At 71.3% G+C, this 25797-nt stretch carries 25 protein-coding genes; 18 read left to right on the forward strand and 7 right to left on the reverse strand.

Annotated features, from left to right (window positions below; translation table 11 throughout):
* The first annotated feature begins 53 nt into the window (after positions 1 to 53).
* A complete protein-coding gene (locus tag AC07C1_RS15315) occupies positions 54 to 1598 on the forward strand; it encodes a cellulase family glycosylhydrolase (RefSeq protein ID WP_478939157.1) in 1545 nt (514 codons plus the stop codon).
* 34 nt (positions 1599 to 1632) lie between these two features.
* Here the strand turns inward: AC07C1_RS15315 and AC07C1_RS15320 are convergent, their stop codons facing one another.
* The 3 genes from AC07C1_RS15320 to AC07C1_RS15330 form a co-directional block, all read right to left on the reverse strand.
* Positions 1633 to 2103 (reverse strand): hypothetical protein, encoded by a 471-nt coding sequence (locus tag AC07C1_RS15320; protein ID WP_478939445.1) that lies wholly within the window; start codon positions 2101 to 2103, stop codon positions 1633 to 1635.
* A gap of 77 nt (positions 2104 to 2180) precedes the next feature.
* Positions 2181 to 2414 (reverse strand): DUF397 domain-containing protein, encoded by a 234-nt coding sequence (locus AC07C1_RS15325; RefSeq protein ID WP_478939158.1) that lies wholly within the window; start codon positions 2412 to 2414, stop codon positions 2181 to 2183.
* Positions 2398 to 2709 (reverse strand): hypothetical protein, encoded by a 312-nt coding sequence (locus AC07C1_RS15330; protein ID WP_478939159.1) that lies wholly within the window; start codon positions 2707 to 2709, stop codon positions 2398 to 2400. The genes AC07C1_RS15325 and AC07C1_RS15330 overlap by 17 nt, the downstream gene beginning before the upstream one ends.
* Positions 2710 to 2882: 173 nt before the next feature.
* Between AC07C1_RS15330 and AC07C1_RS15335 the strand changes: the two genes are divergently transcribed.
* A complete protein-coding gene (locus AC07C1_RS15335) occupies positions 2883 to 3650 on the forward strand; it encodes a DUF6879 family protein (protein ID WP_478939160.1) in 768 nt (255 codons plus the stop codon).
* An 18-nt stretch (positions 3651 to 3668) separates the two neighbouring features.
* Positions 3669 to 4517 (forward strand): helix-turn-helix domain-containing protein, encoded by an 849-nt coding sequence (locus tag AC07C1_RS15340; RefSeq protein ID WP_478939161.1) that lies wholly within the window; start codon positions 3669 to 3671, stop codon positions 4515 to 4517.
* Here AC07C1_RS15340 and AC07C1_RS15345 read toward each other — a convergent pair.
* Both AC07C1_RS15345 and AC07C1_RS15350 read right to left on the reverse strand, forming a co-directional pair.
* A complete protein-coding gene (locus AC07C1_RS15345; protein WP_478939162.1) occupies positions 4507 to 4788 on the reverse strand; it encodes a hypothetical protein in 282 nt (93 codons plus the stop codon). The genes AC07C1_RS15340 and AC07C1_RS15345 overlap by 11 nt on opposite strands.
* Complete coding sequence (locus AC07C1_RS15350) at positions 4769 to 5191, reverse strand: ATP-binding protein (protein ID WP_478939163.1); 423 nt, start codon at positions 5189 to 5191, stop codon at positions 4769 to 4771. The genes AC07C1_RS15345 and AC07C1_RS15350 overlap by 20 nt, the downstream gene beginning before the upstream one ends.
* Before the next feature lie 138 nt (positions 5192 to 5329).
* On the opposite strand from AC07C1_RS15350, the gene AC07C1_RS15355 reads away from it, so the two are divergent.
* From AC07C1_RS15355 to AC07C1_RS15365, 3 genes are all read left to right on the forward strand, one after another.
* Positions 5330 to 6199: a helix-turn-helix domain-containing protein gene (locus tag AC07C1_RS15355; RefSeq protein WP_478939164.1), complete on the forward strand. Its 870-nt coding sequence runs from the start codon at positions 5330 to 5332 to the stop codon at positions 6197 to 6199.
* A complete protein-coding gene (locus tag AC07C1_RS15360) occupies positions 6196 to 6375 on the forward strand; it encodes a DUF397 domain-containing protein (RefSeq protein WP_478939165.1) in 180 nt (59 codons plus the stop codon). The genes AC07C1_RS15355 and AC07C1_RS15360 overlap by 4 nt, the downstream gene beginning before the upstream one ends.
* Positions 6376 to 6559: 184 nt before the next feature.
* Positions 6560 to 7426, forward strand: a complete 867-nt coding sequence (locus tag AC07C1_RS15365; protein ID WP_478939166.1) for an RpnC/YadD family protein — start codon at positions 6560 to 6562, stop codon at positions 7424 to 7426.
* Positions 7427 to 7496: 70 nt separating this feature from the next.
* Here the strand turns inward: AC07C1_RS15365 and serC are convergent, their stop codons facing one another.
* Positions 7497 to 8615, reverse strand: a complete 1119-nt coding sequence (serC, locus tag AC07C1_RS15370) for a phosphoserine transaminase (protein WP_478939167.1) — start codon at positions 8613 to 8615, stop codon at positions 7497 to 7499.
* A gap of 156 nt (positions 8616 to 8771) precedes the next feature.
* On the opposite strand from serC, the gene AC07C1_RS15375 reads away from it, so the two are divergent.
* The 4 genes from AC07C1_RS15375 (at position 8772) to AC07C1_RS15390 (ending at position 14815) form a co-directional block, all read left to right on the forward strand.
* The gene (locus AC07C1_RS15375) at positions 8772 to 11678 is read left to right on the forward strand and encodes an FAD-binding and (Fe-S)-binding domain-containing protein (RefSeq protein WP_478939168.1); all 2907 of its coding nucleotides are present in this window, start codon (positions 8772 to 8774) and stop codon (positions 11676 to 11678) included.
* A gap of 65 nt (positions 11679 to 11743) precedes the next feature.
* Entirely contained in the window at positions 11744 to 12484 is a 741-nt protein-coding gene (locus AC07C1_RS15380) for a metallophosphoesterase family protein (protein ID WP_478939447.1), read from the forward strand.
* An 80-nt stretch (positions 12485 to 12564) separates the two neighbouring features.
* A complete protein-coding gene (locus AC07C1_RS15385; RefSeq protein ID WP_478939169.1) occupies positions 12565 to 13686 on the forward strand; it encodes a lipid II:glycine glycyltransferase FemX in 1122 nt (373 codons plus the stop codon).
* Between the two features lie 190 nt (positions 13687 to 13876).
* Positions 13877 to 14815 (forward strand): EamA family transporter, encoded by a 939-nt coding sequence (locus AC07C1_RS15390; protein ID WP_478939170.1) that lies wholly within the window; start codon positions 13877 to 13879, stop codon positions 14813 to 14815.
* 18 nt (positions 14816 to 14833) lie between these two features.
* On the opposite strand, the gene AC07C1_RS15395 is transcribed toward AC07C1_RS15390, so the two are convergent.
* A complete protein-coding gene (locus AC07C1_RS15395; RefSeq protein WP_478939171.1) occupies positions 14834 to 15577 on the reverse strand; it encodes a class I SAM-dependent DNA methyltransferase in 744 nt (247 codons plus the stop codon).
* Positions 15578 to 15721: 144 nt separating this feature from the next.
* Here AC07C1_RS15395 and AC07C1_RS15400 point away from each other — a divergent pair, with 144 nt between their 5' ends.
* Genes AC07C1_RS15400 through AC07C1_RS15435 form a run of 8 tightly spaced genes read left to right on the forward strand, consistent with a single transcriptional unit; the run spans position 15722 to position 25779 of the window.
* Positions 15722 to 16516 carry a TIGR03084 family metal-binding protein gene (locus AC07C1_RS15400; protein ID WP_478939172.1) on the forward strand — a complete coding sequence of 265 codons (795 nt, stop codon included), beginning with the start codon at positions 15722 to 15724 and terminating at the stop codon, positions 16514 to 16516.
* Positions 16513 to 18189 (forward strand): acyclic terpene utilization AtuA family protein, encoded by a 1677-nt coding sequence (locus AC07C1_RS15405; RefSeq protein WP_478939173.1) that lies wholly within the window; start codon positions 16513 to 16515, stop codon positions 18187 to 18189. The genes AC07C1_RS15400 and AC07C1_RS15405 overlap by 4 nt, the downstream gene beginning before the upstream one ends.
* Entirely contained in the window at positions 18186 to 19784 is a 1599-nt protein-coding gene (locus tag AC07C1_RS15410; RefSeq protein ID WP_478939174.1) for an acyl-CoA carboxylase subunit beta, read from the forward strand. The genes AC07C1_RS15405 and AC07C1_RS15410 overlap by 4 nt, the downstream gene beginning before the upstream one ends.
* A gap of 8 nt (positions 19785 to 19792) precedes the next feature.
* The gene (locus tag AC07C1_RS15415; protein WP_478939175.1) at positions 19793 to 21646 is read left to right on the forward strand and encodes an acetyl/propionyl/methylcrotonyl-CoA carboxylase subunit alpha; all 1854 of its coding nucleotides are present in this window, start codon (positions 19793 to 19795) and stop codon (positions 21644 to 21646) included.
* A 54-nt stretch (positions 21647 to 21700) separates the two neighbouring features.
* Positions 21701 to 22861, forward strand: a complete 1161-nt coding sequence (locus tag AC07C1_RS15420) for an acyl-CoA dehydrogenase family protein (RefSeq protein WP_478939176.1) — start codon at positions 21701 to 21703, stop codon at positions 22859 to 22861.
* A gap of 22 nt (positions 22862 to 22883) precedes the next feature.
* Entirely contained in the window at positions 22884 to 24452 is a 1569-nt protein-coding gene (locus AC07C1_RS15425) for a 4-coumarate--CoA ligase family protein (protein ID WP_478939177.1), read from the forward strand.
* On the forward strand, positions 24449 to 25186 hold the full coding sequence (locus AC07C1_RS15430) for an enoyl-CoA hydratase family protein (RefSeq protein WP_478939178.1): 738 nt from the start codon (positions 24449 to 24451) through the stop codon (positions 25184 to 25186). The genes AC07C1_RS15425 and AC07C1_RS15430 overlap by 4 nt, the downstream gene beginning before the upstream one ends.
* Positions 25174 to 25779, forward strand: coding sequence for a TetR/AcrR family transcriptional regulator (locus AC07C1_RS15435; protein WP_478939179.1), 606 nt, complete (start codon positions 25174 to 25176; stop codon positions 25777 to 25779). Before AC07C1_RS15430 ends, AC07C1_RS15435 begins: the two co-directional genes overlap by 13 nt.
* Positions 25780 to 25797 lie beyond the last annotated feature (18 nt).

The raw sequence follows: 25797 nt of genomic DNA on the forward strand, positions 1-25797 counted from the left end.
GGGAGCGCTCCCATCACAGTCGGGTGCCGCGCCTGGCGAGAGGAACCAGACACATGTTGCGCACCTTACGAAGAGCGTGGTGTGCCGCCGCCGCGGCGCTCCTCCTGTCCCTGGCCGGTGCGTACGCGGCGCAGGCGGCCGACACGGCCGGTGCGCGCCCGGCCGCTGCCGCCGCCCCCGTGGCCGGGGCCTGGCACACCAGCGGCCGGCAGATCCTGGACGCGGCCGGGCAGCCGGTGCGCATCGCCGGCATCAACTGGTTCGGCTTCGAGACCAGCAACCAGGTGGTCCACGGCCTGTGGTCCCGCGACTACAAGAGCATGATCGACCAGGTGAAGTCGCTGGGTTACAACACCCTCCGGCTGCCGTACAGCGATGACATCCTCAAGCCGGGCGCCACCCCCAGTGGCATCGACTTCTCCGCCGGCAAGAACGCCGACCTCCAGGGGCTCACCTCCCTCCAGGTGCTGGACAGGATCGTCGCCTACGCCGGCCAGGACGGGCTGAAGGTCATCCTGGACCGGCACCGTCCCGACTCCGGTGGCCAGTCGGCCCTCTGGTACACCGCGTCCGTGCCCGAGTCGACCTGGCTCACCAACCTCAAGGCGCTCGCCACCCGTTACCGGGGTCACGACACGGTCGTCGGCATCGACCTGCACAACGAGCCGCACGACCCGGCCTGCTGGGGCTGCGGTGACCCGGCCACCGACTGGCGCCTGGCTGCCCAGCGCGCCGGGAACGCGGTCCTGTCGGCCAACCCGGACCTGCTCGTCTTCGTCGAGGGCGTGCAGACGTTCAACGGCGTGTCCGGCTGGTGGGGCGGGAACCTGATGGGCGTCGCCCACTACCCCGTGCAGCTGAGCGTGCCCGACCGGGTCGTCTACTCCGCCCACGACTACGCCACGAGCGTCGCCCAGCAGAGCTGGTTCAGCGATCCGTCCTTCCCGGACAACATGCCGGGGATCTGGGACAAGTACTGGGGCTACCTCTTCAAGCAGAACATCGCCCCGGTGTGGGTGGGCGAGTTCGGCACGACGCTCCAGTCGGCCGTCGACCAGAAATGGCTCGCCGCGCTGGTGGACTACCTGCGGCCGACATCGACGTACGGCGCCGACTCCTTCCACTGGACGTACTGGTCCCTGAACCCCAACTCCGGTGACACGGGCGGCATCCTCAAGGACGACTGGACGACCGTCGACACGGTCAAGGACGGCTACCTGGCGAGCGTGAAGGCACCACTGTTCCCGAGCAGCGGGGGTGACGGCGGAGGCACCGGCGGCGGTGGCGGGGGCAGCACGGCCGCGTGCAGCGCCTCCTACACCGTCAGCAGCGACTGGGGCGGCGGCTTCAACGCCGATGTGAAGGTCACGAACACCGGCACTGTCCCCCTCGCGTCCTGGAAGGTGACCTGGACGTGGAGCGGCGACCAGAAGATCACGTCGATGTGGAACGCGAGTTACCGCCAGAGCGGATCGACCGTGACCGCTGTGAACGCGGCCCACAACGGCAGCGTCGCCGCCGGAGGTTCGGCGAGCTTCGGATTCGGCGGAGCGCCGGGCGGCGGCACGGCGCCCGCGCTGACCTGCACGGCGACGTGAGGAGAGGGCGCCCGGTACGGCACCCCGGGCGCCCTCATGCGTGCAGTGGGCAGGCCAGGTCGGGGTTCGCGCGACTGGGGGCGCAGGTCACCAGGGCCAGGGACAGATACGCGGGGCGTTCGAGGTAGAAGCCGAGCGACACGTCGCCGCCGGTCGCCAGCCGCTCCCGGGCGGAGGTGACGAGGGTGGCCAGACGATCGCCGTCGCGCTGCGCGGGGGAGGTGAACCGGGGCGCGTACTCGGCCAGCCGGTCACCGAGCCAGGCCACCGCCGCCGACGGTTCCGCCCAGGTCCCCCGCACCAGCGAGCGCGGCTTGACCAGCCAGTACGCGGTCTCCAGCGGGGGCAGGTCGCAGGCCGGGAACTCCACGGCGGCCGTGCGGTACCGCTGGATCAGCTCAGGGCTGCTGCCGGGCGGGGGCGGCTCGGGGTGGGGAGGCCGCCGCAGGGCCTCCTGGTCGAAGCGGGCCTTGGGGCCGGTCCAGAGGTAGGCGTGGTGGTGCACGGGGTGTCCCACTCGGTGTGTAGGAGGAGGGCAGCCGGTCCTGACGCGGCTGTGCCATGCCGGGACCGGCTGGTGGCTCAGACCGGCAGGCCGAACCGTGCCGGGTCGAGGCCGGCGGCTTCCAGCTCGGCCGAGGTGAAGCGCAGCGGCTGCGCGTCGGGCCGCTTGCTGTCACCGACGGCCCAGGCGTCCTCGCCGATACGGGCCAGGGTCACGCACGCCTCGCCGTCCGGATGAGTGCTTCCCCCGCACGCCTTCACGAACGAGGCGCCGTTGAGGTCGAGCGCGTACAGGTCACTTCCGTTCACCATCGGTGCACCTTCCTGCTCCGCTGTCGCGGCCGTGTCCGACCGCCGCCGCCCTGGGCGGGCGGGAGTCCATGGGGGGAGAGGGGTGGTCGTGGACGCCCGACGGGTGGTCCCGGATCTCGGTGGCGTGACGCGCGGCCCGCGTGATGTCGCCGGCCTGCTTGCAGGCGACGAGCTGCCGCCAGTTCGCTGCGCACACGTCACAGTCGGCGGCGGGCACGCAGTCCAGCAGCCAGGCGCCGAAGCCGATGGGCAGCTGCGCCGGGGGTTTCTGCTGTGCGTTCGCCTTGGGTGTCACCGTGTCTCCCCGAATGGGTGTGGCTTCGGAGATGACCGTAGGGAGCGGGAGGGGAGCAAGGCGGTGAATATTCTCGCTTATTCTCGTGCGGTCACTCTGGATGCATGGACTTTCACTCAGAGGAACCGAGAAGCTGTGCATGAACATCGTCGACACCCGGGGGGTGGTTGTGCGTGGCACGCAGATTGCGGTTCAACGGGACGGAGAGCGGTGTTACGGGATGCCCGTCAGTGCATGAGGATGTGGATAGCGGGGAGGTGATCGTGCACGGTCCTCCGCTCACCGACCCGGAGGACGTCGCACAGCTTCAGCACCTTTCGGAGGGGGAGGTTGCCGTGGTGGTGCCGCGGGATCTTCTGGTGGACTGGACGCCGAAGGAGCGGACACGGCAGGTGCGGACGATCGACCTGGACGAGTTCCACACCCTGTTCGAGAAGTTCGAGCACACCGCGTGGCGGCTGGAGACGCGCCGCCGGTACGCGAGTGACGAATCGGGCGACCGGTGGGTTCGGTTCATCAAGAACGGAACGATTGGCGAGGACGCGGACTCTGGCTCGCTCTACAGCTGGTGGGCCGAGACGATTCGCGCGCACACAGCGCAGGGCAGGCGGATCGAGCGGGTACGCATCGTGGACCAGCCCGCCACCACCGGTCAGCGATACCTCCTCGACAGCGCCAGATGGAACGTCGGCCTCGGTGAGGACATCCGCAATATGTGGCGCGCCGACGCGGACCGACTCCGTTTGCCTGCTGAGGACTTCTGGCTGTTCGACAGTCGACTTATCGCGCTCCTGCGCTTCGATGACGACGATCAGCTCACGCACGTGGACCTGATCACGGAACCCGCCGAGGTGGTGCGCTGCTGCATGGTGCGGGATGCTGCTTGGCACCACGCCGTAGCGTGGGAACAGTTCATGGGTGAGATGCGCGACGACGCATAGGGGCAAGAGCGGATACCGGTGAGCACGGACTATCAGAGAGCACGCGAGGAACTGGGTCGCAAGCTCAGGGAACTGCGTGTCGAAAGTCTGGACGGCCGGCTCACCGGTATCCAGCTCGCCCAGCGCTTGGGCTGGCCCCAGTCCAAGGTCAGCAAGCTGGAGAACGGCAGGCAGACCCCCACGGACGACGACCTGCGGGCATGGACCGATGCCGTGGGTCAGCCGGCCGCGTTCGCGGAACTCCGTGCTCGGCTCAGGGGCTTCGAAAGCCATATCCGCTCCTGGCGTCGCCAGTTGGCGGCTGGTCACCGTCCCGTGCAGGAGACCTGGAACGCGCTCGTTGCCGAGTCCCGGGTTCTTCACATGTGGGAGAACAACTTGGTCAGCGGCATGCTCCAGACCGCTGAGTATGCCCGGTACGTCTTCGAGTGCTACACGGATCTCCGTTGCTCCCCACGAGACATGGACGAGGCCGTGAGGGCTCGCATGAAGCGGCAGGAGTGGCTGTACCGGCCCGGCAAACAGCTGAACCTGCTCATGTGGGAAGGGGCACTACGGGCCCAGGTCTGTCCGGCGGAGGTGCTGATAGCTCAACTGGACCGCCTGCTGGGCGTGGTGGGCATGGACACGGTGCGTCTCGGCATCCTGCCCCTGGACGCGGAACTTCGCCTCCCGCCGGGCAACCCCTTTTCCATGCTCGATGAGCGCCTGGTCGTGGTCGAGGACTGGCACGCCGAACTCTGGCTGGATGACGCAGAAACGATCGCTCTCTACCGCCGCGTCTGGGACACCTTCGCCGAGTCGGCCGTCTTCGGCGCCGACGCCCAGCAGGTGATCGCCCGCGTCCGCCGGAGCATCAAGGTCTGAGGACGTACGGCCGTACCACGTCGTCGGAGGTCTCCCACAGGGGTGCCGGTGCCGTGGGCGGAGCCTGCCAGCACTCCTCGGCGCGGGGGAACGGGAGCCGGTGGCCGGCCGCGCGGGAGCGTCTGGCCCAGCGGCGCCAGCGGGCGTCGTGGGGGTTCGGCAGCCGCCACACGTAGGGGTCAGGGGCGCGCACCTCCCCCGCGAGGTCCCCGTCGCTCGGCGCGGCGCCGGGAAAGAGGCGGGCGAGGGCGTTACGAACGGTCCGGAACACGGGTCGCCTCCGCAGGTGTGAGCGTGAAGCGGGCCCACACGGTCTTGGTGTACGGCCCCTGCCGGTGCCCCCACGCGTCGGCCAGCGCCGCCACCAGCGTGAGTCCGCGCCCGCCCTCCTCGTCCGGGCCGGGGTCGCGGGGCAGGGGCAGCCTGTCCCGGTCCGGGTCGGAGACCTCCAGGACGAGCTGCGGGCCGCAGAGGAGGAGCGTGACGCGGACGCGGGCGGAGGAAACCCGGCAGTGGCTCACGGCGTTGGTGACGAGTTCGTTCGCCGACAGGACGACGCGGTCGCCGAGTTCGCCGATGACGCCCCAGTCGGCGAGTGTCTTGCGGAGAGAGTGCCGAGCGGCCGGAACGTGCCGCCGGTGTGTGGGGATACGGAAGGTTTCGGTTGTGGGCATGTAGCTGAACCTAGGAATACATGCACCGTCGCTGCAATGGAAACCGACGAATACATGCAGCGGTTTCACTCGATCGTGTTATGCCGCACCTAGCGGGACACCCGTGTGCCATGGTTTCCGCAGAAGAGGGGAGGTCCCATGCCCGCAGGTGGACGGCCGACCGTACGCAGCAGGCGTCTTGGCACGGCGCTCAGGCAGTACCGGCAGGCCGCCAAGCTCGACCAGCCGCAGGCCGCCGAGGTGATCGCGACAAGCCAGGCCAGGATCAGCCGCATTGAGAGCGGACACGCCACACCGCGCGTGATCGAGGTGCGGCTACTGCTGGACGCGTACGGGGTAAGCGACCCGGAAGTGCGGCTCAAACTGGAGGACTTGGCCAAGCACTCCAAGAACCGAGGCTGGTGGCTCGAACATGCCGAGCACCTTCGGCCGGACTACGTCGACCACATCGCGCTGGAGGACGACGCGACGTACATCCGTGAGTGGCAGCCGGTCATGGTGCCCGGGCTCCTGCAAACGCCGCGTTATGCGGAGGCGGTTATCGCCGGCGGTCCCCACTGCATCGACCCCGAACGGGTCGCCCAACTGGTGAAGGTGCGCGTGGGCCGGCAGGCGAAGATCGAAGAGGGCGGAGCGTCGTACACGGCCATCCTCTGGGAGGCGGTCGTCGCGCACCCGCTGGTGAGCATGGAGATCCACCGGGAGCAGTTGTCCGCGATCCTTGAGACCGGTCAGCGGAAGAACGTCACTGTGCAGGTCCTGCCGTTCAGCGCGGGCGTTCTGGCCGGTTACTCCTCTGCCTTCTACTCCTTCAGCTTTGACGAGGAGCCGACGGTCGAAGCGGTCGCCATGGACAATCTGCGCGGCACGTCTGTCCTCGAAGGGTCCGAGGACCTTGCCGCTTACGCCAATGCGTACGACCTACTACGATCGGCGGCGTTGGCACCGGACGCGAGTGCGAAGCTCATCCGGGGCATACTGCGGAGCTTGAAGGAAGAGTCATCGTGACCGAGGTCGTCAGCCCCTTCTGGAAGTCGTCGTACTCGGGGCAGGAGAACGCCTGCGTCGAGGTCGCCGACACGGCCCCCGGCGGCCGGGCCGTCCGTGACAGCAAGCAGCACGACGGCCCTCTCCTCACCGTCTCCCGGGAGAGCTGGCAGGCCTTCCTCCAGCAGTTCGCGTAGACATCGCACGCAACGACGAAGGGCGCCCGACGGTACGTACTCCGCCGGGCGCCCTTTCCGTTGGGTCGGTTGGCATATTCCAGTGGCACATTCACTCAATCGGTTGACCTTATCGCCGTACGGTCATGCGGCGTGCGCTCACCTAACTACATTTCGTCATATGCCCAGTTCACAGCATGACGCAGTGCACCGCATCTTCCGACAGGCGCCGGATCTCTTAGCCCGCCTCGTGCCGGAGGCGGGGGTCAACTTCCCCGAGTACAGCTCGATCGAGCCGCTCGACACCGATCTCACCGAGATCAGGCCGTTGGAACGTCGGGTGGACAGCTTCTTCCGGGTCCGTACGGCCGACGACGAGGGTTCGTTTCTTCTCGCTGTCGAGTCACAGACCAAGCCGGACCCGGACAAGCACAACAGCTGGTCGTACTACTTGGCGCACATGTACGCCAAGTACCGGTTGCCGCCGATTCTGGTGGTGGTGTGCCGGGACAAGAAGACGGCGGCGTGGGCGGAGGAACCCATCTGTATCGGGCGCCGTTTCCACACGAGCATGAAGGTCTTCCCATTGGTCCTGGGGCCGAACAGGGTGCCTCCGATCACCGACCCGGAGGAGGCGGCGAAGGACCTGCCGCTCACCACATTTTCCGTGCTCGTCAACGCCAAGGATCCGGGCCTGCTTGCCATACTGGACGCGGTGGCACCGGTGGTGGGGCCCAACGCGGACTGGGCGGAATTCATGGAGGCCGGTCTGGACGAAGGTCCGGCCCGCGATCACTGGAGGAAACTGATGGCCGTGTACACCCCGAACTTCCCCGGCTTCGGCAGCGTGATGGAGGAGGCGTGGATCAAGGTCCACTCCGACGGTGAGGCGAAGGGCAAGGCCGAGGGCAAGGCCGAGGACATCCTGCGGGCTCTGGAAGTGCGGGGCATCGAGGTCTCCGACTCCGTCCGGGAGCGGGTCATGGCCTGCGTCGACCTGGAGCTGCTGGGGACCTGGTTCGACCGCTGCCTGACCGTGGAGAACGCCGAGGAACTGTTCGCCGGAGAGTGAGCCGTCGGACTGCACGCGAAGGGCGCCCGGTGACGGACACCGGGAGCCCTTCGTCGTCGTACCCGAGAAGTCAGAGCTTCTCGATCACATAGTCGACGCACCGCGTCAGCGCCTCGACGTCCGCCGGGTCGATCGCCGGGAACATCGCGACACGCAGCTGGTTGCGGCCGAGCTTGCGGTACGGCTCGGTGTCCACGATGCCGTTGGCGCGCAGCACCTTGGCGACGGCGGCCGCGTCGATCTCGTCGGAGAAGTCGATCGTGCCGATGACCTGCGAGCGCTTGGCCGGGTCCGAGACGAACGGGGTCGCGTACTTCGACTCCTCCGCCCAGCTGTACAGGCGCGTCGAGGAGTCCTTGGTGCGGGCCGTGGAGAACGCCAGGCCGCCCTGGCCGTTGAGCCACTCCAGCTGCTCGTTCAGCAGGAAGAGGGTGGCGAGGGCCGGGGTGTTGTACGTCTGGTTCTTGCGGGAGTTGTCGATGGCCGTCGGCAGCGAGAAGAACTCCGGGACGTGGCGGCCGGAGGCGTGGACGCGCTCGGCGCGCTCGATCGCGGCCGGCGAGAAGACGCCGATCCACAGGCCGCCGTCGGAGGCGAAGGACTTCTGCGGGGCGAAGTAGTAGACGTCGGTCTCGGCGACGTCGACCGGCAGGCCGCCCGCGCCGGAGGTGGCGTCCACCAGGACGAGCGCGCCCTCGTCGGCGCCGGCCACGCGCCGGATCGGCATGGCGACACCGGTGGAGGTCTCGTTGTGGGTGAAGGCGTAGACGTCGACACCCGCCTCGGCCTGTGCCTCCGGGTGGGTGCCGGGGTCGGCGGAGATGACGGTCGGCTCGGCCAGCCAGGGGGCGAGCTTGGCGGCCTTGGCGAACTTGGAGGAGAACTCACCGAAGGTGAGGTGCTGGGACTTGTTCTCGATCAGACCGTGGGTGGCGATGTCCCAGAAGGCGGTGGAACCGCCGTTGCCCAGGATCACCTCGTAGCCCTCGGGCAGGGAGAACAGCTCGGAGATGCCCTCGCGGACCTTGCCGACCAGGTTCTTCACGGGTGCCTGGCGGTGGGAGGTACCCAGGAGGGACGTACCGGTGGCGGCGAGGGCGTCCAGCGCCTCGGTGCGCACCTTGGAGGGGCCCGCGCCGAAGCGTCCGTCGGCGGGCTTGATGTCAGCGGGGATCTGGATGTCGGCCACAAAGGGAGGTTAGCCGGTGGGGCAAACCGGGGTGGACCCGTGTCCGTCGGATGAGACGAGATCGCCGAGCCGTGGACTTGTGAGGTTGTACGACGATACGGGCGGGGCTGTGGAAAAGTTGCGGTGACTGTGCGTGATCGGATGCATCCTGGACGCATGACAGATCTGGCGGGCGAACTGCGCGGGGCCGTTCGGGGTGAGGTCCGGTTCGATGTCACCTCCCGGGCGCTCGTGACCATGGACGCGTCCAACTACCGGCGTGTCCCCCTGGGAGTGGTGGCCCCCCGGGACGCCGACGACGTGGCGGCCGTGCTCGAGGTGTGCCGGGCGCGCGGGGTGCCGGTGGTGGCGCGCGGCGGGGGTACGTCGATCGCCGGGCAGGCCACCGGCACGGGCGTGGTGCTGGACTTCACCCGGCACCTGAACGGCCTGCTGGAGCTGGACCCGGGCTCGCGCACGGCCGTCGTGCAGCCCGGCCTCGTCCTGGACCGGCTCCAGGAGGCCGCCGCTCCGCACGGACTGCGGTTCGGCCCCGATCCGTCGACGCACGGCCGGTGCACGCTCGGCGGAATGATCGGCAACAACTCGTGCGGCTCCCACTCGGTCGCCTGGGGGACGACCGCGGACAGCGTGCGCGAGTTGTCCGTCATCACCGCGCGCGGCCGGCGGCTGCGGCTCGGGCAGGGCTGGGCCGGGGCGCCGGACGGGTTGCGCGCGTTGGTGGAGGGTGAGCTGGCCCGCCTGCGCACGGGGTTTCCGGACCTGCCCCGCCGCATCTCCGGGTACGCGCTGGACGCCCTGCTGCCCGAGCAGGGCGCGGATGTCGCCCGCTCCTTCTGCGGCTCGGAGGGCACCCTCGGCATCCTGACCGAGGCGGTCGTAGGGCTGGTGGAGGCTCCGCGCGTGCGTGCCCTCGCGGTGCTGGCGTACGCCGACGAGAGCGCGGCGGCCGAGGCAGCCGCGGGACTGCTGGCGCACGGGCCGCTGACCGTGGAGGGCATGGCGGCCGACCTGGTGCGCGCGCCGGCCGGGCTGCCGGGGGGCGGTGCCTGGCTGTTCGTGGAGACCGGCGGGGAGTCGGGGGCGCAGGCACGCGCGCGAGCGGAGCGGATCGTGCGCGCGGCCGACGTGGTCGACTCCCTCGTGGTGACGGACGCGGCCGCCCAGCGGGCGCTGTGGCGCATCCGGGAGGACGCGAGCGGCACGGCGACCCGCATGCCCGACGGCACGGAGGCCTGGCCCGGCTGGGAGGACTGCGCGGTACCACCCGCCCGGCTCGGCGCCTACCTGCGCGACTTCCGCGCGCTGTTGTCGGCTCACGGGCTGCGCGGCGCTCCGTACGGCCACTTCGGCGACGGGTGCATCCACGTCCGCATCGACTTCGACCTGCTCACCGAGGCCGGGATCGGCCGCTTCCGCCGCTTCTCCGAGGACCTTGCCGACCTGGTGGTGGAGCACGGTGGCTCACTGTCCGGAGAGCACGGCGACGGGCAGGCCCGCGCGGAGCTGCTGCCCCGGATGTACGGCGCGGAGACGGTGGCCCTCTTCGAGCGTGCCAAGGCGATCTGGGACCCCGACGATCTGCTCAACCCCGGCATGCTGGTCCGCCCGGCACCCCTCGACGCCGACCTCCGCTTCTCCGTCCTGCCCCGCCGCCCGGTCGACGTGGCCTTCGGCTACCCGGCCGACGGCGGCGACTTCCGCGCGGCCGTCCGCCGCTGCGTCGGCGTCGCCAAGTGCCGTACGACCACGGTGTCCGGCCCCGAGGTGATGTGCCCCTCCTTCCGGGTGACCGGCGAGGAGGAGCACTCCACGCGCGGCCGGGCCCGGCTGCTGCACGAGATGCTCGCGGGCGACGTGGTCACCGACGGCTGGCGGTCCCCGGAGGTCCGGGACGCCCTCGACCTCTGCCTGTCCTGCAAGGGCTGCCGCTCGGACTGCCCGGTCGGCGTGGACATGGCCACCTACAAGGCGGAGTTCCTGCACCACCACTACGCCGGCCGCCGCCGTCCCGCCGCCCATCACAGCATGGGCCGGCTGCCGGAGTGGCTGCGCTGGGTCGCCCGCGCGCACGCGGCCCCGCTGCTCAACGCCCTCGCCTCGGTACGGCCACTGGCGCACGCGGCGAAACGCCTGGGCGGAATCGCACCGGAGCGGCAGCTCCCCCGACTGGCGACACAGACGTTCACCGACTGGTGGCGCGGGCGGAAGCCGGTCCGGGCGCCCGGGGGCCCCGTCCAGGAGGGCCCCGGTGACCTGGTCGTCCTGTGGCCGGACACCTTCACCGAGCATCTGTCCCCGTCCGTCGGCCGGGCCGCCGTCCGGGTGCTGGAGGCCGCCGGGCTGCGAGTGGCCCTTCCGCCGACGCTGGTCCCGCGCGGGGGAGCGATCGGGGACGGCAGGTCGAGGGCGGCGACCGCGCTGCTCGCCGCCCGCCGAGGCCGGGTCTGCTGCGGCCTGACCTACGTCTCCACCGGCCAGCTCGACCGCGCCCGCGCGGTACTGCGCCGCACGCTGGACCTGATGGAACCGGTGCTGGGGGCCGGCGTCCCGGTCGTCGTCCTGGAGCCGAGCTGTGCCGCGGCCCTGCGCACCGACCTGCCCGAGCTGCTGCACGACGACCCCCGTGCGGCCCGGCTGTCCTCGGCGGTCCTCACCTTCGCCGAAGTCCTGGAGCGGTACGCCCCCGACTGGATCCCGCCCGCCGTGGACCGCCCGGTGGCCGGCCAGACCCACTGCCACCAGCACGCGGTGCTCGGTGACGCCGCCGACCGGCGACTGCGCGAGTCCGCGGGCCTCACCGGCGACCTGAGCGGAGGCTGCTGCGGGCTCGCGGGCAACTTCGGCTTCGAGCGGGGCCACTTCGAGGTGTCACGGGCCTGCGCGGAGGAACACCTCCTGCCGTCGGTTCGGGAAGCGCCGGAGGGGACGGTGGTCCTCGCGGACGGTTTCTCCTGCCGGACCCAGCTGGAACAGCTGGCGGGGGCACGGGGACGCCATCTGGCGGAGGTGCTGGCGCAGGGGCTGGACGAGGAAGCACGGCGAACGGGGAGAGCGAAGTGACCGAGGAGACGGGGGTCGGGGAGACCGAGGAGACGGGGGTCGGGGAGACCGAGGAGTACGGCCGATTGGCCGTCCTGTCCGACATCCACGGTGTGCTGCCCGCGCTGGAGGCCGTGCTGGCGGAGCCCGAGGTGATCGCGGCCGACCGGATCGTCCTCACCGGGGACATCACGGCGGGCCCGCAACCGGCCGAGGTGCTTCGGCTGTTACGGGCCCAGGGCGAGCGGGTGCTGTGGGTCGGCGGGAACGCGGACCGGGAGCTGGTGGAGTACCGGCGGGGCGAGCGGACGGAGATCCCCGACCCCATCGGCCCCTTCGCGGCACGGGCGCTCACCGAGGAGCAGGTGGACTTCCTCGCCGCGCTGCCCAGGACGCTCACGCTGCGCGTGCGCGGCCTCGGCACGGTCCTGTTCTGCCACGCCACCCCGCGCGACGACGAGGAACTGGTGCTGGTCGACTCCCGCCCCGACCGCTGGGCCGAGGTCCTCACCGGCCTGGCCCCAGGCGTCGGCACGGTCGTCTGCGGACACACCCATATGCCGTATGTCCGGCTGGCCCACGGCCGCCTGGTGGTCAACCCCGGCAGCGTCGGCATGCCCTACGGCCGCCCGGGCGCCCACTGGTGCCTCCTCGGACCCGGCGCCGACCTGCGGGTGACGTCGTACGACCGAGCGGCGGCGGTGGCCCGGCTGGTCCGGGAGTGCGCCTACCCGGACATCGCCGAGTGGGCCGACTACTTCCTGCACGCGCGGGCGACCGACACGGAGGTACTGGCGGCGTGGGGACCGAAGGACGGGCGGGGGTGATTCGTAGGGTGAGATGAATAGCGATCTTCAAGGTGATCTGTGATCTCCAAAGGACCTGCGAGCGTCAAGGAGCCCCGCGCATGAGCCTCACCCTGCGGCCGATCAGCCGTTCCGAGCATCTCGCCTTCGTGGACGGCCGTCCCTCGGCCAGCCATCTGCAGGTGCCGTCGTGGGGTGATGTGAAGCCGGACTGGCAGGCGGAGAGCCTGGGGTGGTTCGAGGCGGACGGGCGGCTCGTCGGGGTGGGGCTGGTGCTGCTGCGGCCGTTGCCCAGGCTGAAGCGGTATCTGGCCTATCTGCCCGAGGGGCCGGTCATCGACTGGGACGCGCCCGGTCTGGAACGCTGGCTCGAGCCGATGCTGGCCTACCTGAAGAGCCGGGGTGCCTTCTCGGTGAAGATGGGACCGCCCGTGGTGGCGCGGAGGTGGAGCCCCGAGGCGGTCAAGGCCGCGATCGCCGACCCTGACGCGCACCGGCTGCGGGACGTGCCGCCGACGTCGTACGAGCAGGGCGCCCTCGATCTCGCCGACCGGCTGCACCGGATGGGCTGGCGGCAGAGCGAGCCCTGTGCGGAGGACGGCTTCGCCACGGGGCAGCCTCGGTATGTGTGCCAGGTGCCGTTCGCCGGGCGGTCGCTGGAGGACATCCGGCGCGGGCTCAACCAGCAGTGGCGGCGCAACGTCAAGAAGGCCGAGAAGGCGGGCGTGAAGATCGTCCGGGGAGGTCAGGAGGATCTGCCGGTCTTCTACGGCCTCTACACCGAGACCGCCGAGCGGGACCGGTTCGTCCCGCGTCCGCTGCCGTACTTCCAGCGGATGTGGACCGCGCTCACCGCCGAACACCCCGACCGGATGCGGCTGTACCTCGCCCACCATGACGGAGATGTGCTCGCCGCGGCCACGATGCTGATCGTCGGCGGGCACGTCTGGTACTCCTACGGCGCCTCCACCAGTCGCAAGCGCGAGGTGCAGCCCAACAACGCGATGCAGTGGCGCATGATGTGCGACGCCCACGAACTCGGTGCCCATGTCTACGACTTCCGTGGCATCACCGACACCCTGGAGGAGGCCAACCATCTGCTCGGCCTGCTCCGCTTCAAGGTGGGCGCGGGCGGGGAGGCCGTGGAGTACGTCGGGGAGTGGGACTTCCCGCTCAACCGGCTGCTGCACAAGGCACTCGACGTCTACATGGCCCGTCGCTGAGCGCACTGTCGGGACGAGGAGCCATGGCCGGCGTCGGAGCGCCACCGCCCGGCATCCGAACACCACGCGTCTCAGTATCCAGGACAGTTACATAAGGGGTTCACACTCCTGACTGGGTCTACTACCCTGGACTCGGAAGTACATCGAGATGAACACGACCTGATTCCGAGCCAGCCCCCAGGACCGCCCCGTGAGCACCCGTAGCGCCACCGCACCGTCGACGCAGTCCGCACCCGCACCCACGAGTGGTGCCCCGCGCCGCCTCGGCTCGCTCGGCCCCGTCGGGCTGGTGCTGGCCGGCGGTGTCTCGGTGCAGTTCGGCGGCGCCCTCGCGGTGACGCTCATGCCCCGGGCCGGCGCGCCCGGGGTCGTGACCCTGCGGCTTCTCGCCGCGGCCCTGGTCCTCCTGCTGGTGTGCCGCCCCCGGCTGCGCGGGCACTCCCGCACCGACTGGGGCACGGTGATCGTGTTCGGCATCGCCATGGGCGCGATGAACGGCCTCTTCTACGAGGCGGTGGCCCGTATCCCGCTGGGCCCCGCGGTCACCCTCGAGGTCCTCGGCCCGCTGGCCCTGTCCGTCCTGGCCTCCCGCCGCTTGATCAACGCGCTCTGGGCCGGCCTCGCGCTCGTGGGCGTCTTCCTGCTCGGCGGCGGAGGCTTCAGCGGCCTCGACCCCGCCGGTGTCGCCTTTGCCCTGGGGGCCGGCGCCATGTGGGCGGCGTACATCGTCTTCAGCGCCCGTACGGGCCGACGCTTCCCACAGGCGGACGGCCTGGCGCTGGCCATGGCGGTGGCCGCCCTGCTGTTCCTGCCCATCGGCGTGGCCTCGGCCGGCACGCGCCTCCTCGACCCCACCACCATCGCCCTCGGCTCGGCGGTGGCCCTGCTCTCCTCGGTCCTGCCCTACACCCTGGAACTCCTGGCCCTGCGCCGGCTGCCCGCCTCCACCTTCGCCATCCTGATGAGCCTGGAACCGGCCCTCGCGGCGACGGCCGGCTTCCTGATCCTCGGCCAGACCCTGTCCGCACCGGAGGCCGCCGCGATCGCCCTGGTCATCGCGGCGAGCATCGGCGCGGTACGGACGCAGGTCGGGCGGGGCAAGGTCCCGGCCCAGGCTCCCGAGGCCTGACCGTCCGCCTTCGCGGGCTCAGCCGCCCGGCTTCTCCCACACCGACACGTGTTGCCGGCTCTCGCTCGTGAAGGGTTCCCGGGTCCAGCCCGCCCACCGCTCCCGCAGCCGTAGCCCCGCGAGCCGGGCCATCAGATCCAGCTCCGCCGGCCACACGTACCGGAACGGGACCGCCAGGTACGTACCGCGGCCGTCCACGACCTCCACGTGGTGCGAGGTGACCGACTGCGTCGCCACGTCGTACCGGTCGAAGCCCAGCCGCCCGCCGTCCACGCGGAACGGCACCGTGTCCTGCCCGGGCGGCAGCCGGCGCAGGTCGGGCACCCCGACCTCGACGACGAAGCAGCCGCCGGGCGCCAGCTGCTCCGCGACGTTGCGGAAGCAGTCCACCTGGGCGTCCTGCGAGGTCAGGTTCATGATCGTGTTGTAGACCAGGTAGGCGACGGAGAAGACACCGTCCACCCTCGTGGTCGCGAAGTCCCCGACCGTCACCCCGACCGCGTCCCCGCCCGGCTTGGCCCGCAGCCGCTCCACCATCGCCCGGGACAGATCGATGCCGTGCACCTCGACCCCGCGCCCCGCCAACGGCAGCGCGATGCGCCCGGTACCGACGCCGAGCTCCAGGGCCCGACCGCCCTCACCCGCCAGCTCCCTCAGGAACTCGACGACGGGTGCCACGACCTCCGGGCCGAACATCTCCCCGGACGACTCGTCGTACCGCGCCGCGACCGCTTCTCCGAAGTAACCATCCGCATCGAGCACCGGCCGAGGGTACGGCGCCGAGTGCCTGGGATGCCGTCCCTTTTCCGGCCCGGCCGCCACCTGGCTACCAGCCACACCTTCGGCAGACCGGAAATTAATGCAAGCGCGCTTGATTGTTTCCGACGCCGCTGCCATGCTCCCCCCATGGCCGACCCGACGCCCGTCATCGACGACCTGTGTGCCGAGAGTGAGGAACTCGACCTGCTCGTGGCCGAGTTGAGCCCCGGGCAATGGGCCCTGCCCACTCCCGCGCCCGGCTGGACCGTCGCCCACCAGATCGCGCACCTCGCCTGGACCGACCGCTCGGCATTGCTGGCCGTCACCGACACCGGCGCCTTCCAGGCGCTGGTGGAGAAGGCGCTCACCCGCCCCGACTCGTTCGTGGACGAAGGGGCGGAGGAGGGTGCCCGACTTCCGCCCACCGAGCTGCTGTCGACGTGGCGCGCGGGACGTGCCGCCCTCGATCAGGCCCTGCGCGCCGCACCGCCCGGAGCCCGTTTCCCCTGGTACGGCCCACCCATGTCCGCCGCCTCCATGGCCACCGCCCGGCTCATGGAGACCTGGGCCCACGCACTGGACGTCGCCGATGCCCTGGGTGTGGTGCGCCCACCCACCGACCGGCTCCGGCATGTGGCCCGGCTCGGGGTGCGGACCCGCGACTTCGCTCACACCATCCATGGACTGACCCCTCCCGGCGACGAGTTCCGCGTGGAACTGACGGCCCCCTCCGGCGAGGTGTGGGACTACGGCCCGCCCGACGCCCCCCAGCGCGTCACCGGCCCCGCCCTCGACTTCTGCCTCCTGGTCACCCAGCGCGCCCACCGTGGCGACCTCGGTCTCACGGCCGTAGGCCCGGACGCCGACCGCTGGCTGGACATCGCCCAGGCCTTCGCGGGCCCGCCCGGCACCGGCCGTCCGCCGAAGGAGGGCGCCCGGTGAACCCGTTGCGGATCGGCAACTTCTCCGGCTTCTACGGCGACCGCTTCGACGCCCTGCGCGAGATGGTCACCGGCGGCGAGGTGGACGTCCTCACCGGCGACTACCTCGCCGAACTCACCATGCTGATCCTCGCCCGGGACCGGCTGAAGGACCCCCGCGCCGGATACGCGCGCACCTTCCTGCGCCAGCTGGAGGACTGCCTCGGCCTCGCGCACGAGCGCGGAGTGCGGATCGTCACCAACGCGGGCGGTCTGAATCCGGCGGGACTCGCCTCCGCGACACGGGAGTTGGCCGAGCGGCTCGGCATCCCCGTCCGGGTCGCGCACGTCGAGGGCGACGACCTCACCGCCCGGCACCCCGGCACCCTCGCCGCCCACGCCTACCTCGGCGGCTTCGGTGTCGCCGAGTGCCTGCGGGCCGGCGCGGACGTGGTGGTCACCGGCCGGGTCACCGACGCGGCCCTGGTCACCGGGCCGGCCGCCGCCCACTTCGGCTGGCAGCCGGGTGAGTACGACCGGCTCGCCGGTGCCGTGGTCGCCGGGCATGTGCTGGAGTGCGGGACCCAGGCGACCGGCGGGAACTACTCCTTCTTCCGCGAGGGGGACGTACGCCGTCCCGGCTTCCCGGTCGCCGAGATCCACGCCGACGGCAGCAGCGTCGTCACCAAGCACCCCGGCACCGGCGGCTTCGTCGACACCGGCACGGTCACCGCCCAGCTGCTGTACGAGACCGGCGGCGGCCGGTACGCCGGGCCCGATGTCACCGCCCGGCTGGACACCGTACGGCTGAGCCAGGACGGACCGGACCGGGTGCGGATCGAGGGTGTGCGCGGAGAGGCCCCGCCGCCGACGCTCAAGGTCGGTCTCAACCGGCTCGGCGGCTTCCGCAACGAGGTCGTCTTCGTCCTCACCGGACTCGACATCGAGGCCAAGGCGGACCTGGTCCGCGAGCAGCTGTCCGACGCGCTCGCCAAGTCGATGCCGAAGGACGTGCGTTGGGACCTCGTCCGCACCGACCGGGCCGACGCCGAGACCGAGGAGACCGCGAGCGCCCTGCTGCGGCTCGTCGTACGGGATCCGGACCAGCGGGTCGTGGGCCGGGCGCTGACCGGGGCCGCCGTGGAGCTGGCGCTGGCCGGCTACCCGGGCTTCCATGTGCTGTCCCCACCCGGCAAGGGCTCCCCCTATGGGGTCTTCGAGGATGTGTACGTGCCCCATGGTGCCGTCGACCATATGGCGGTCCTCCACGACGGACGCCGTATCCCCGTGCCGCCGCCCCAGGAGACGCGCGCCCTGGACGACGTACCGCAGCCGCCGCTGCCCGACCCCCTTCCGCCGGGGCCGACCCGGCGCGCCCCCCTCGGGCTGGTCGCCGGGGCCCGCAGCGGGGACAAGGGCGGGAACGCCAACGTGGGGGTGTGGGCGCGGTCGGAGGAGGCCTGGCGGTGGCTCGCCCACGAGCTGACCGCCGACCGGTTCCGGGAGCTGATCCCCGAGAGCCGGGAGCTGCCCGTCACCCGGCACGTTCTCCCGAACCTGCGCGCCCTCAACTTCGTCGTGGAGGGGATCCTCGGCGCGGGCGTCGCCGCCCAGCACCGCTTCGACCCGCAGGCCAAGGCCCTCGGCGAATGGCTGCGCTCCCGCCACCTGGACATCCCGGAGGCTCTGCTGTGACCGTTCTCGAGACGGCCCTGGACACCTGCCACCCCGACTACCGGGCCAACCGCGAGACCATGCTCGCCAAGCTCACCGAGCTGGCGGCCGAGCACGCCAAGGCGCTGGCGGGCGGCGGCGAGAAGTACATCGGGCGGCACCGGAAACGGGGCAAGCTGCTCGCCCGCGAGCGCATCGAACTGCTCCTCGACCCGGACACGCCATTCCTGGAGCTGTCCCCGCTCGCCGCCTGGGGCAGCGACTACACGGTGGGCGCCTCCCTGGTCACCGGTATCGGCGTGGTCGAGGGCGTGGAGTGCCTGATCACCGCCAACGACCCGACCGTGCGCGGCGGCGCCAGCAACCCGTGGAGCCTGAAGAAGGCCCTGCGCGCCAACGACATCGCCCTCGCCAACCGGCTGCCCTGCATCAGCCTGGTGGAGTCCGGCGGCGCCGACCTGCCCTCCCAGAAGGAGATCTTCATCCCGGGCGGCGCCATCTTCCGCGACCTCACCCGGCTCTCCGCCGCCGGCGTCCCGACCGTCGCCGTGGTCTTCGGCAACTCCACCGCCGGCGGCGCGTACATCCCCGGCATGTCCGACCACGTGATCATGGTCAAGGAACGCGCGAAGGTGTTCCTCGGCGGCCCCCCGCTGGTGAAGATGGCCACCGGCGAGGAGAGCGACGACGAGTCCCTGGGCGGCGCGGAGATGCACGCGCGCGTGTCGGGCCTCGCCGACTACTTCGCCGTGGACGAGCGGGACGCCCTGCGCCGGGCGCGCCGCGTGGTCGCGCGCCTCAACCACCGCAAGGCGTATCCGGACCCCGGCCCGGCGGCACCGCCCAAGTACGACCCGGACGAACTCCTCGGCATCGTCCCCGGCGACCTGAGGACCCCCTTCGACCCGCGCGAGGTCATCGCCCGGATCGTCGACGGCTCCCGCTTCGACGAGTTCAAGCCGCTGTACGGCACGAGCCTCGCCACCGGCTGGGCGAGCCTGCACGGTTACCCCGTCGGCATCCTGGCCAACGCCCAAGGGGTCCTGTTCAGCGCGGAGTCCCAGAAGGCCGCCCAGTTCATCCAGCTCGCCAACCAGCGGGACATCCCGCTGCTCTTCCTGCACAACACCACCGGCTACATGGTCGGCAAGGAGTACGAGCAGGGCGGGATCATCAAACACGGCGCCATGATGATCAACGCGGTCGCCAACAGCCGGGTGCCGCACCTGTCGGTCCTCATGGGCGCCTCCTACGGCGCCGGGCACTACGGCATGTGCGGCCGCGCCTACGACCCCCGTTTCCTGTTCGCCTGGCCCAGCGCCAAGTCCGCCGTCATGGGCCCGCAGCAGCTCGCGGGCGTGCTGTCCATCGTCGCCCGGCAGTCGGCGGCGGCGAAGGGGCAGCCGTACGACGACGACGCGGACGCGGCCCTGCGCGCCATGGTGGAGCAGCAGATCGAGTCGGAGTCGCTGCCGATGTTCCTGTCCGGGCGGCTGTACGACGACGGTGTCATCGACCCGCGCGACACCCGCACCGTCCTCGGCCTGTGCCTGTCCGCCCTGCACACCGCGCCCTACGAGGGCGCGCGCGGCGGCTTCGGCGTCTTCCGGATGTGAGGGGCCCAGTGATCAGTTCTGTCCTTGTCGCCAACCGGGGCGAGATCGCCTGCCGGATCTTCCGCACCTGCCGTGAGTTGGGAATCCGAACCGTCGCCGTGCACTCGGACGCCGACGAGAACGCGCTCCACGCGCGCATGGCCGACACGGCGGTACGGCTGCCGGGCGGGGCGCCGGCGGAGACGTATCTGCGTGGCGACCTGATCGTGAAAGCCGCCCTGTCCGCCGGTGCGGACGCCGTGCACCCCGGTTACGGCTTCCTGTCCGAGAACCCCGGCTTCGCCCGCGCCGTCATCGACGCTGGCCTGACCTGGATCGGCCCGCCCCCGGAGGCCATCGAGGCCATGGCGTCCAAGACCCGCGCCAAGGAGCTGATGGGCCTCGCCCCCCTCCGCGAGGCCGACGTCACCGAGGCCGGCCTGCCGGTCCTGGTGAAGGCGGCCGCGGGCGGTGGGGGGCGCGGGATGCGGATCGTGCGCCGCCTGGATGAGCTGCCCGCCGCCCTGGAGGGCGCGCGCGCCGAGGCCGCGAGTGCCTTCGGTGACGGCGAGGTCTTCGTGGAGCCATACCTCGAGCACGGCCGCCACGTCGAGGTGCAGATCCTCGCCGACACCCACGGCACCGTCCTGCCCCTCGGCACCCGCGACTGCTCCCTCCAGCGCCGCCACCAGAAGGTCATCGAGGAAGCCCCCGCGCCGGGCCTGCCGGCCGCACTCACCGAAGAGCTGTACGCGCTGGCCGTACGCGCCGCGCGCGCCGTCTCCTACGTCGGCGCCGGCACGGTCGAGTTCCTGGTCGCCGGCGGCCGCGCGCACTTCCTGGAGATGAACACCCGCCTCCAGGTCGAACACCCCGTCACCGAGGAGGTCTTCGGCATCGACCTGGTCGCGGAACAGATCCGCGTCGCAGAAGGCCGGCCGCTGGGCACCGAGCCACCCCGCGCGCGTGGGCATGCGGTCGAGGCCCGCCTGTACGCCGAGGACCCCGCCCGCGACTGGGCCCCGCAGACCGGCACCCTGCACCGCCTCGCCCTGCCGGCAGGCGTCCGCCTGGACACCGGCTACACCGACGGCGACCCCATCGGCGTGCACTACGACCCGATGCTCGCCAAGGTCGTCGCCCACGCCCCCACCCGCGCGGAGGCGCTCCGCAAACTCGCCGGTGCCCTCGAGACGGCCCAGATCCACGGCCCGGTCACCAACCGCGACCTGCTGGTGCGCTCCCTGCGGCACGCCGAATTCGTCGGCGGCCGCATGGACACCGGCTTCTACGACCGCCACCTCGCCGAACTCACCCGGCCCGCCCCCGATCCGTACGCTCCCCTCGCCGCGGCCCTCGCCGACGCCCACGGCCGCTCCCGTTTCGGCGGCTGGCGCAACGTGCCGTCACAACCGCAGGTCAAGCGGTATGAGCTGGCGGGCGAGGAGTGCGAGGTCCACTATCGGCACACCCGGCAGGGCCTCGCGGCCGACGGTGTCCGGGTCGTGCACGCGGACCCGTGTCTGGTGATCCTGGAAGTGGACGGAGTCCGGCGCAAGTTCCAGGTGGCGCGCTACGGCGACCAGGTCTACGTCAACACCACCGCCCTGACCGCCCTGCCCCGCTTCCCCGACCCGGTCGCCCAGCTCGCGCCGGGTTCCCTGCTCGCCCCGATGCCGGGCACGGTCGTCCGCGTCGCCGAGGGCCTGTCGGAGGGGGCGACCGTGCAGGCGGGCCGGCCCCTGATCTGGCTGGAGGCCATGAAGATGCAGCACCAGATCTCGGCACCGGCCACAGGCACGCTGACCGCCCTCCCGGTGACCCCTGGACAGCAAGTGGAGATGGGCACGCTGCTGGCGGTGGTCGAGAGCAGCCAGTCCTAGGGGCGCGGGGAACTGCGCGAGCAACCACACACAAGCCGCACCCGGAGGAATCGCATGACCACCCTCATCGAGTCCGAAGAGCACAAGGCACTACGAGCCGCGGTAGCCGCTCTCGGAAAGCGCTACGGCCGGGACTACATCGCCCGCACCGTCGCCGAGGGCCGCCACCCCACCGAACTCTGGTCCGAGGCGGGCAAGCTGGGCTATTTGGGCGTCAACCTGCCGGAAGAACACGGCGGCGGAGGCGGCGGCATAGCCGAACTCTCCATCGTTCTCGAAGAGCTGGGCGCCGCAGGCTCCCCCCTCCTCATGCTCGTCGTCTCCCCGGCCATCTGCGGCACGGTGATCTCGCGCTTCGGCACCGAGGCCCAGAAACAGCGGTGGCTTCCCGGAATCGCCGACGGCACCCGCCTCATGGCCTTCGGCATCACCGAACCCGACGCCGGTTCCAACAGCCACCGCATCACCACCACCGCCCGCAAAGACGGCACCGACTGGCTCCTCACCGGCCGCAAGGTCTTCATCTCCGGTGTGGACATGGCCGACGCCGTCCTGATCGTCGGCCGCACCGAGGACGCCCGTACCGGACGCCTCAAGCCCTGCCTGTTCATCGTCCCGACGGACGCCGAGGGCTTCCAGAAGCGTCCGATCGACATGGAACTCAGCGCCGCCGAGAAGCAGTTCGAGCTGGTCCTGGACGAGGTACGGCTGCCCGCGGACGCGCTCGTGGGCGACGAGGACGCCGGCCTCCTGCAACTGTTCGCCGGACTCAACCCCGAACGGATCATGACGGCCGCGTTCGCGATCGGCATGGGCCGTTACGCGCTCACCAAAGCCATCGAGTACGCCCGCGACCGCACGGTCTGGAAGGCCCCCATCGGCGCCCACCAGGCCATCGCCCACCCCCTCGCGCAGGCGCACATCGACCTGGAGCTGGCCCGGCTGATGATGCAGAAGGCGGCTCATCTCTACGACGCCGGTGACGACGTCGGCGCGGGCGAGGCCGCCAACATGGCGAAGTACGCGGCCGGGGAGGCCTGCGTGAAGGCCGTCGACCAGGCCGTGCACACCCTCGGCGGCAACGGGCTCACCCGTGAGTTCGGGCTCGCCTCGCTGATAACGGCCGCGCGCGTGGCTCGTATCGCCCCGGTGAGCCGGGAGATGATTCTCAACTACGTCTCCCACCAGACCCTGGGTCTGCCCAAGTCGTACTGAGCTGTCCGTGCGAGGAGGAACCGTGTTCCGCAGCGAGTACGCAGACGTTCCGCCCGTAGAACTCCCCATCCACGAGGCCGTCCTGGGCCGGGCCGCCGAGTTCGGCGAGCAGCCCGCGCTGATCGACGGCACGGACGGCACCACTCTCACGTACGAGCAGGTGGACCGGTTCCACCGGCGCATCGCCGCCGCCTTCGCCGACGCCGGCGTGCGCAAGGGCGACGTCCTGGCCCTGTACAGCCCCAACACGATCGCCTTCCCGGCCGCCTTCTACGGGGCCACGCGCGCGGGGGCCGCCGTCACCACGGTGCACCCGCTCGCCACGCCCGAGGAGTTCGCCAAGCAGCTCGGCGACAGCGCGGCCCGCTGGATCGTCACCGTCTCCCCGCTGCTGGAGTCCGCCCGCAGGGCCGCCGAACTCGCCGGCGGGGTACGGGAGATCTTCGTGTGCGACAGCGCACCCGGCCACCGCTCCCTGACCGACCTGCTCGCCACCACCGCCCCCGAGCCGCGTGTCGGCATCGACCCGGCCGAGGACATCGCCGCGCTGCCGTACTCCTCCGGCACCACCGGCGTCCCCAAGGGCGTGATGCTCACCCACCGGCAGATCGCCACCAACCTCGCCCAGCTGGAGCCCGCCGTCCCGGCCGGACCCGGCGACCGCATCCTCGCCGTCCTGCCGTTCTTCCACATCTACGGCCTGACCGCCCTCATGAACGCGCCCCTGCGGAGCGGCGCCACGGTGGTCGTGCTGCCCCGTTTCGACCTGGAGACGTTCCTCGCCGCGATCGAGACCCACCGCATCACCGGCCTGTACGTCGCCCCGCCGATCGTCCTCGCCCTCGCCAAGCACCCGGCCGTCACCCACTACGACCTCTCCTCGCTGAAGCACGTCATCAGCGCCGCCGCCCCGCTGGACGCGCACCTCGCCCTCGCCTGCTCCGAACGCCTCGGCCTGCCCCCGATCGGCCAGGCCTACGGCATGACCGAGCTGTCACCCGGCACCCATGTCGTCCCCCTCGACCGCCTGCACCAGGCCCCGGCCGGCACGGTCGGCAGGCTCATCGCCGGCACCGAGATGCGGATCGTCTCCCTGGACGACCCCGACAAGGACCTCGGCACCGGCGAGGCCGGCGAGATCCTGATCCGCGGACCCCAGGTGATGAAGGGCTACCTCGGCCGCCCCGACGCCACCGCCGCCATGATCGACGCCGACGGCTGGCTGCACACCGGAGACGTCGGCCGCACCGACGCCGACGGCTGGCTCTTCGTCGTCGACCGGGTGAAGGAACTCATCAAGTACAAGGGCTTCCAGGTGGCGCCCGCCGAACTGGAGGCCCTGCTGCTCACCCACCCCGGCATCGCCGACGCCGCCGTCATCGGCGCCCGCGACGAGGACGGCAACGAGATCCCGCACGCCTTCGTCGTCCGCCGGCCCACCGACGACGACCTCACCGAGAACGACATCATGCTGTACGTCGCCGAACGCGTCGCCCCCTACAAACGCGTCCGCCGGGTCACCTTCACCGACACCGTCCCCCGCGCCGCCTCCGGCAAGATCCTGCGCCGACAGCTCAGGGAGCACCCGTGACCGCACTGATCGGACGCACGCGCACGCGTGCCGTGGAAACCCTCAGCCTCGACTCCGCCGACACCCGCAACGCCCTCTCCGCGGCACTCGTCACCGAACTCACCGAAGCCCTGACCGACTGCGCGAAGGACCCCGACGTACGAGCCGTCGTCCTCACCCACACCGGCACCACCTTCTGCGCCGGCGCCGACCTGCGCGACCCACTCCACCCGGACGCCCTGGTGGGGCTGTTGCGGCAGATCGTCGAACTGCCCAGACCCGTCGTCGCCCGGATCACCGGACACGTCCGCGCGGGCGGCCTCGGCCTGCTCGCCGCCTGCGACATCGCCGCCGCCTCCACCGCGGCCACCTTCGCCTTCACCGAGGTCCGCATCGGAGTGGCCCCCGCGGTGATCTCCCTCCCGCTGCTGCCGCGCGCCGACCCGCGCGTCCTGGCCCGCTACTACCTCACCGGCGAACGCTTCGACCCCGCCGAGGCCGTACGAGCGGGCCTGCTCACCGCGACCGCCGACGACGTGGACGAAGCCCTCGCGCCCGTCCTGGACGGTCTGCGGCGCTCCTCCCCCCAGGCCCTGGCCGAGACGAAACGGCTGCTCACGGCTAGGGTGCTGGAGACGTTCGACCGGGACGCGGCGGAGCTGACCGCCCTCTCGGCCCGGCTGTTCTCCTCCGACCAGGCCCGGGAGGGGATGACGGCGTTTCTGGAAAGACGGGATGCGGCATGGGTGGTGTGAGTACGGCGGAACGCGACCGCGTACCCAAGCAGGACCGCAGCCGGGCCACCCGGCAGCGGCTCCTGGAGGCCGCGGTGGCCTGCCTCGCCGAGCACGGCTGGGCGGGCTCCACGGTCTCCGTGGTCGCCGAACGCGCCGGCGTCTCCCGGGGCGCCGCCCAGCACCACTTCCCCACCCGTGAGGACCTGTTCACCGCGGCCGTCGAGTACGTCGCCGAGGAACGCTCCACCGCGCTCAGGACCCTGTTCCCGGACGGCGCCGCCGACCGCCGCGCCGTCGTCGCCGCCCTCGTCGACCTCTACACCGGCCCCCTCTTCCGGGCCGCCCTGCACCTGTGGGTCGCCGCGTCGAACGAGGAGCAGCTGCGCGGCCGCGTCACCGAGCTGGAGGCCCGCGTCGGCCGCGAGACCCACCGCATCGCCGTGGACCTCCTCGGCGCCGACGAGTCCCGCCCCGGCGTCCGCGAGACCGTCCAGGGCTTTTTGGACATGGCCCGCGGACTCGGCCTCGCCAACCTCCTGACCGACGACACCGCCCGCCGCGCGCGGGTCGTCACCCAGTGGGCCGCGCTGCTGGAGAACGCGCTCGGCTGAGCCACTGTCAGTGGCCCC

This window comes from Streptomyces sp. NPDC045022 (assembly GCF_056432605.1).

Excerpts from the sequence above, each read along its gene's own strand:
- AC07C1_RS15325 (WP_478939158.1), bottom strand. The coding sequence starts at position 2,414 with ATGGTGAACGGAAGTGACCTGTACGCGCTCGACCTCAACGGCGCCTCG.
- AC07C1_RS15385 (WP_478939169.1), top strand. The coding sequence starts at position 12,565 with ATGAGCCTCACCCTGCGGCCGATCAGCCGTTCCGAGCATCTCGCCTTC.
- AC07C1_RS15315 (WP_478939157.1), top strand. The coding sequence starts at position 54 with ATGTTGCGCACCTTACGAAGAGCGTGGTGTGCCGCCGCCGCGGCGCTC.
- AC07C1_RS15350 (WP_478939163.1), bottom strand. The coding sequence starts at position 5,191 with ATGCCCACAACCGAAACCTTCCGTATCCCCACACACCGGCGGCACGTT.
- AC07C1_RS15400 (WP_478939172.1), top strand. The coding sequence starts at position 15,722 with ATGGCCGACCCGACGCCCGTCATCGACGACCTGTGTGCCGAGAGTGAG.
- AC07C1_RS15355 (WP_478939164.1), top strand. The coding sequence starts at position 5,330 with ATGCCCGCAGGTGGACGGCCGACCGTACGCAGCAGGCGTCTTGGCACG.
- AC07C1_RS15420 (WP_478939176.1), top strand. The coding sequence starts at position 21,701 with ATGACCACCCTCATCGAGTCCGAAGAGCACAAGGCACTACGAGCCGCG.
- AC07C1_RS15435 (WP_478939179.1), top strand. The coding sequence starts at position 25,174 with ATGGGTGGTGTGAGTACGGCGGAACGCGACCGCGTACCCAAGCAGGAC.
- AC07C1_RS15375 (WP_478939168.1), top strand. The coding sequence starts at position 8,772 with ATGACAGATCTGGCGGGCGAACTGCGCGGGGCCGTTCGGGGTGAGGTC.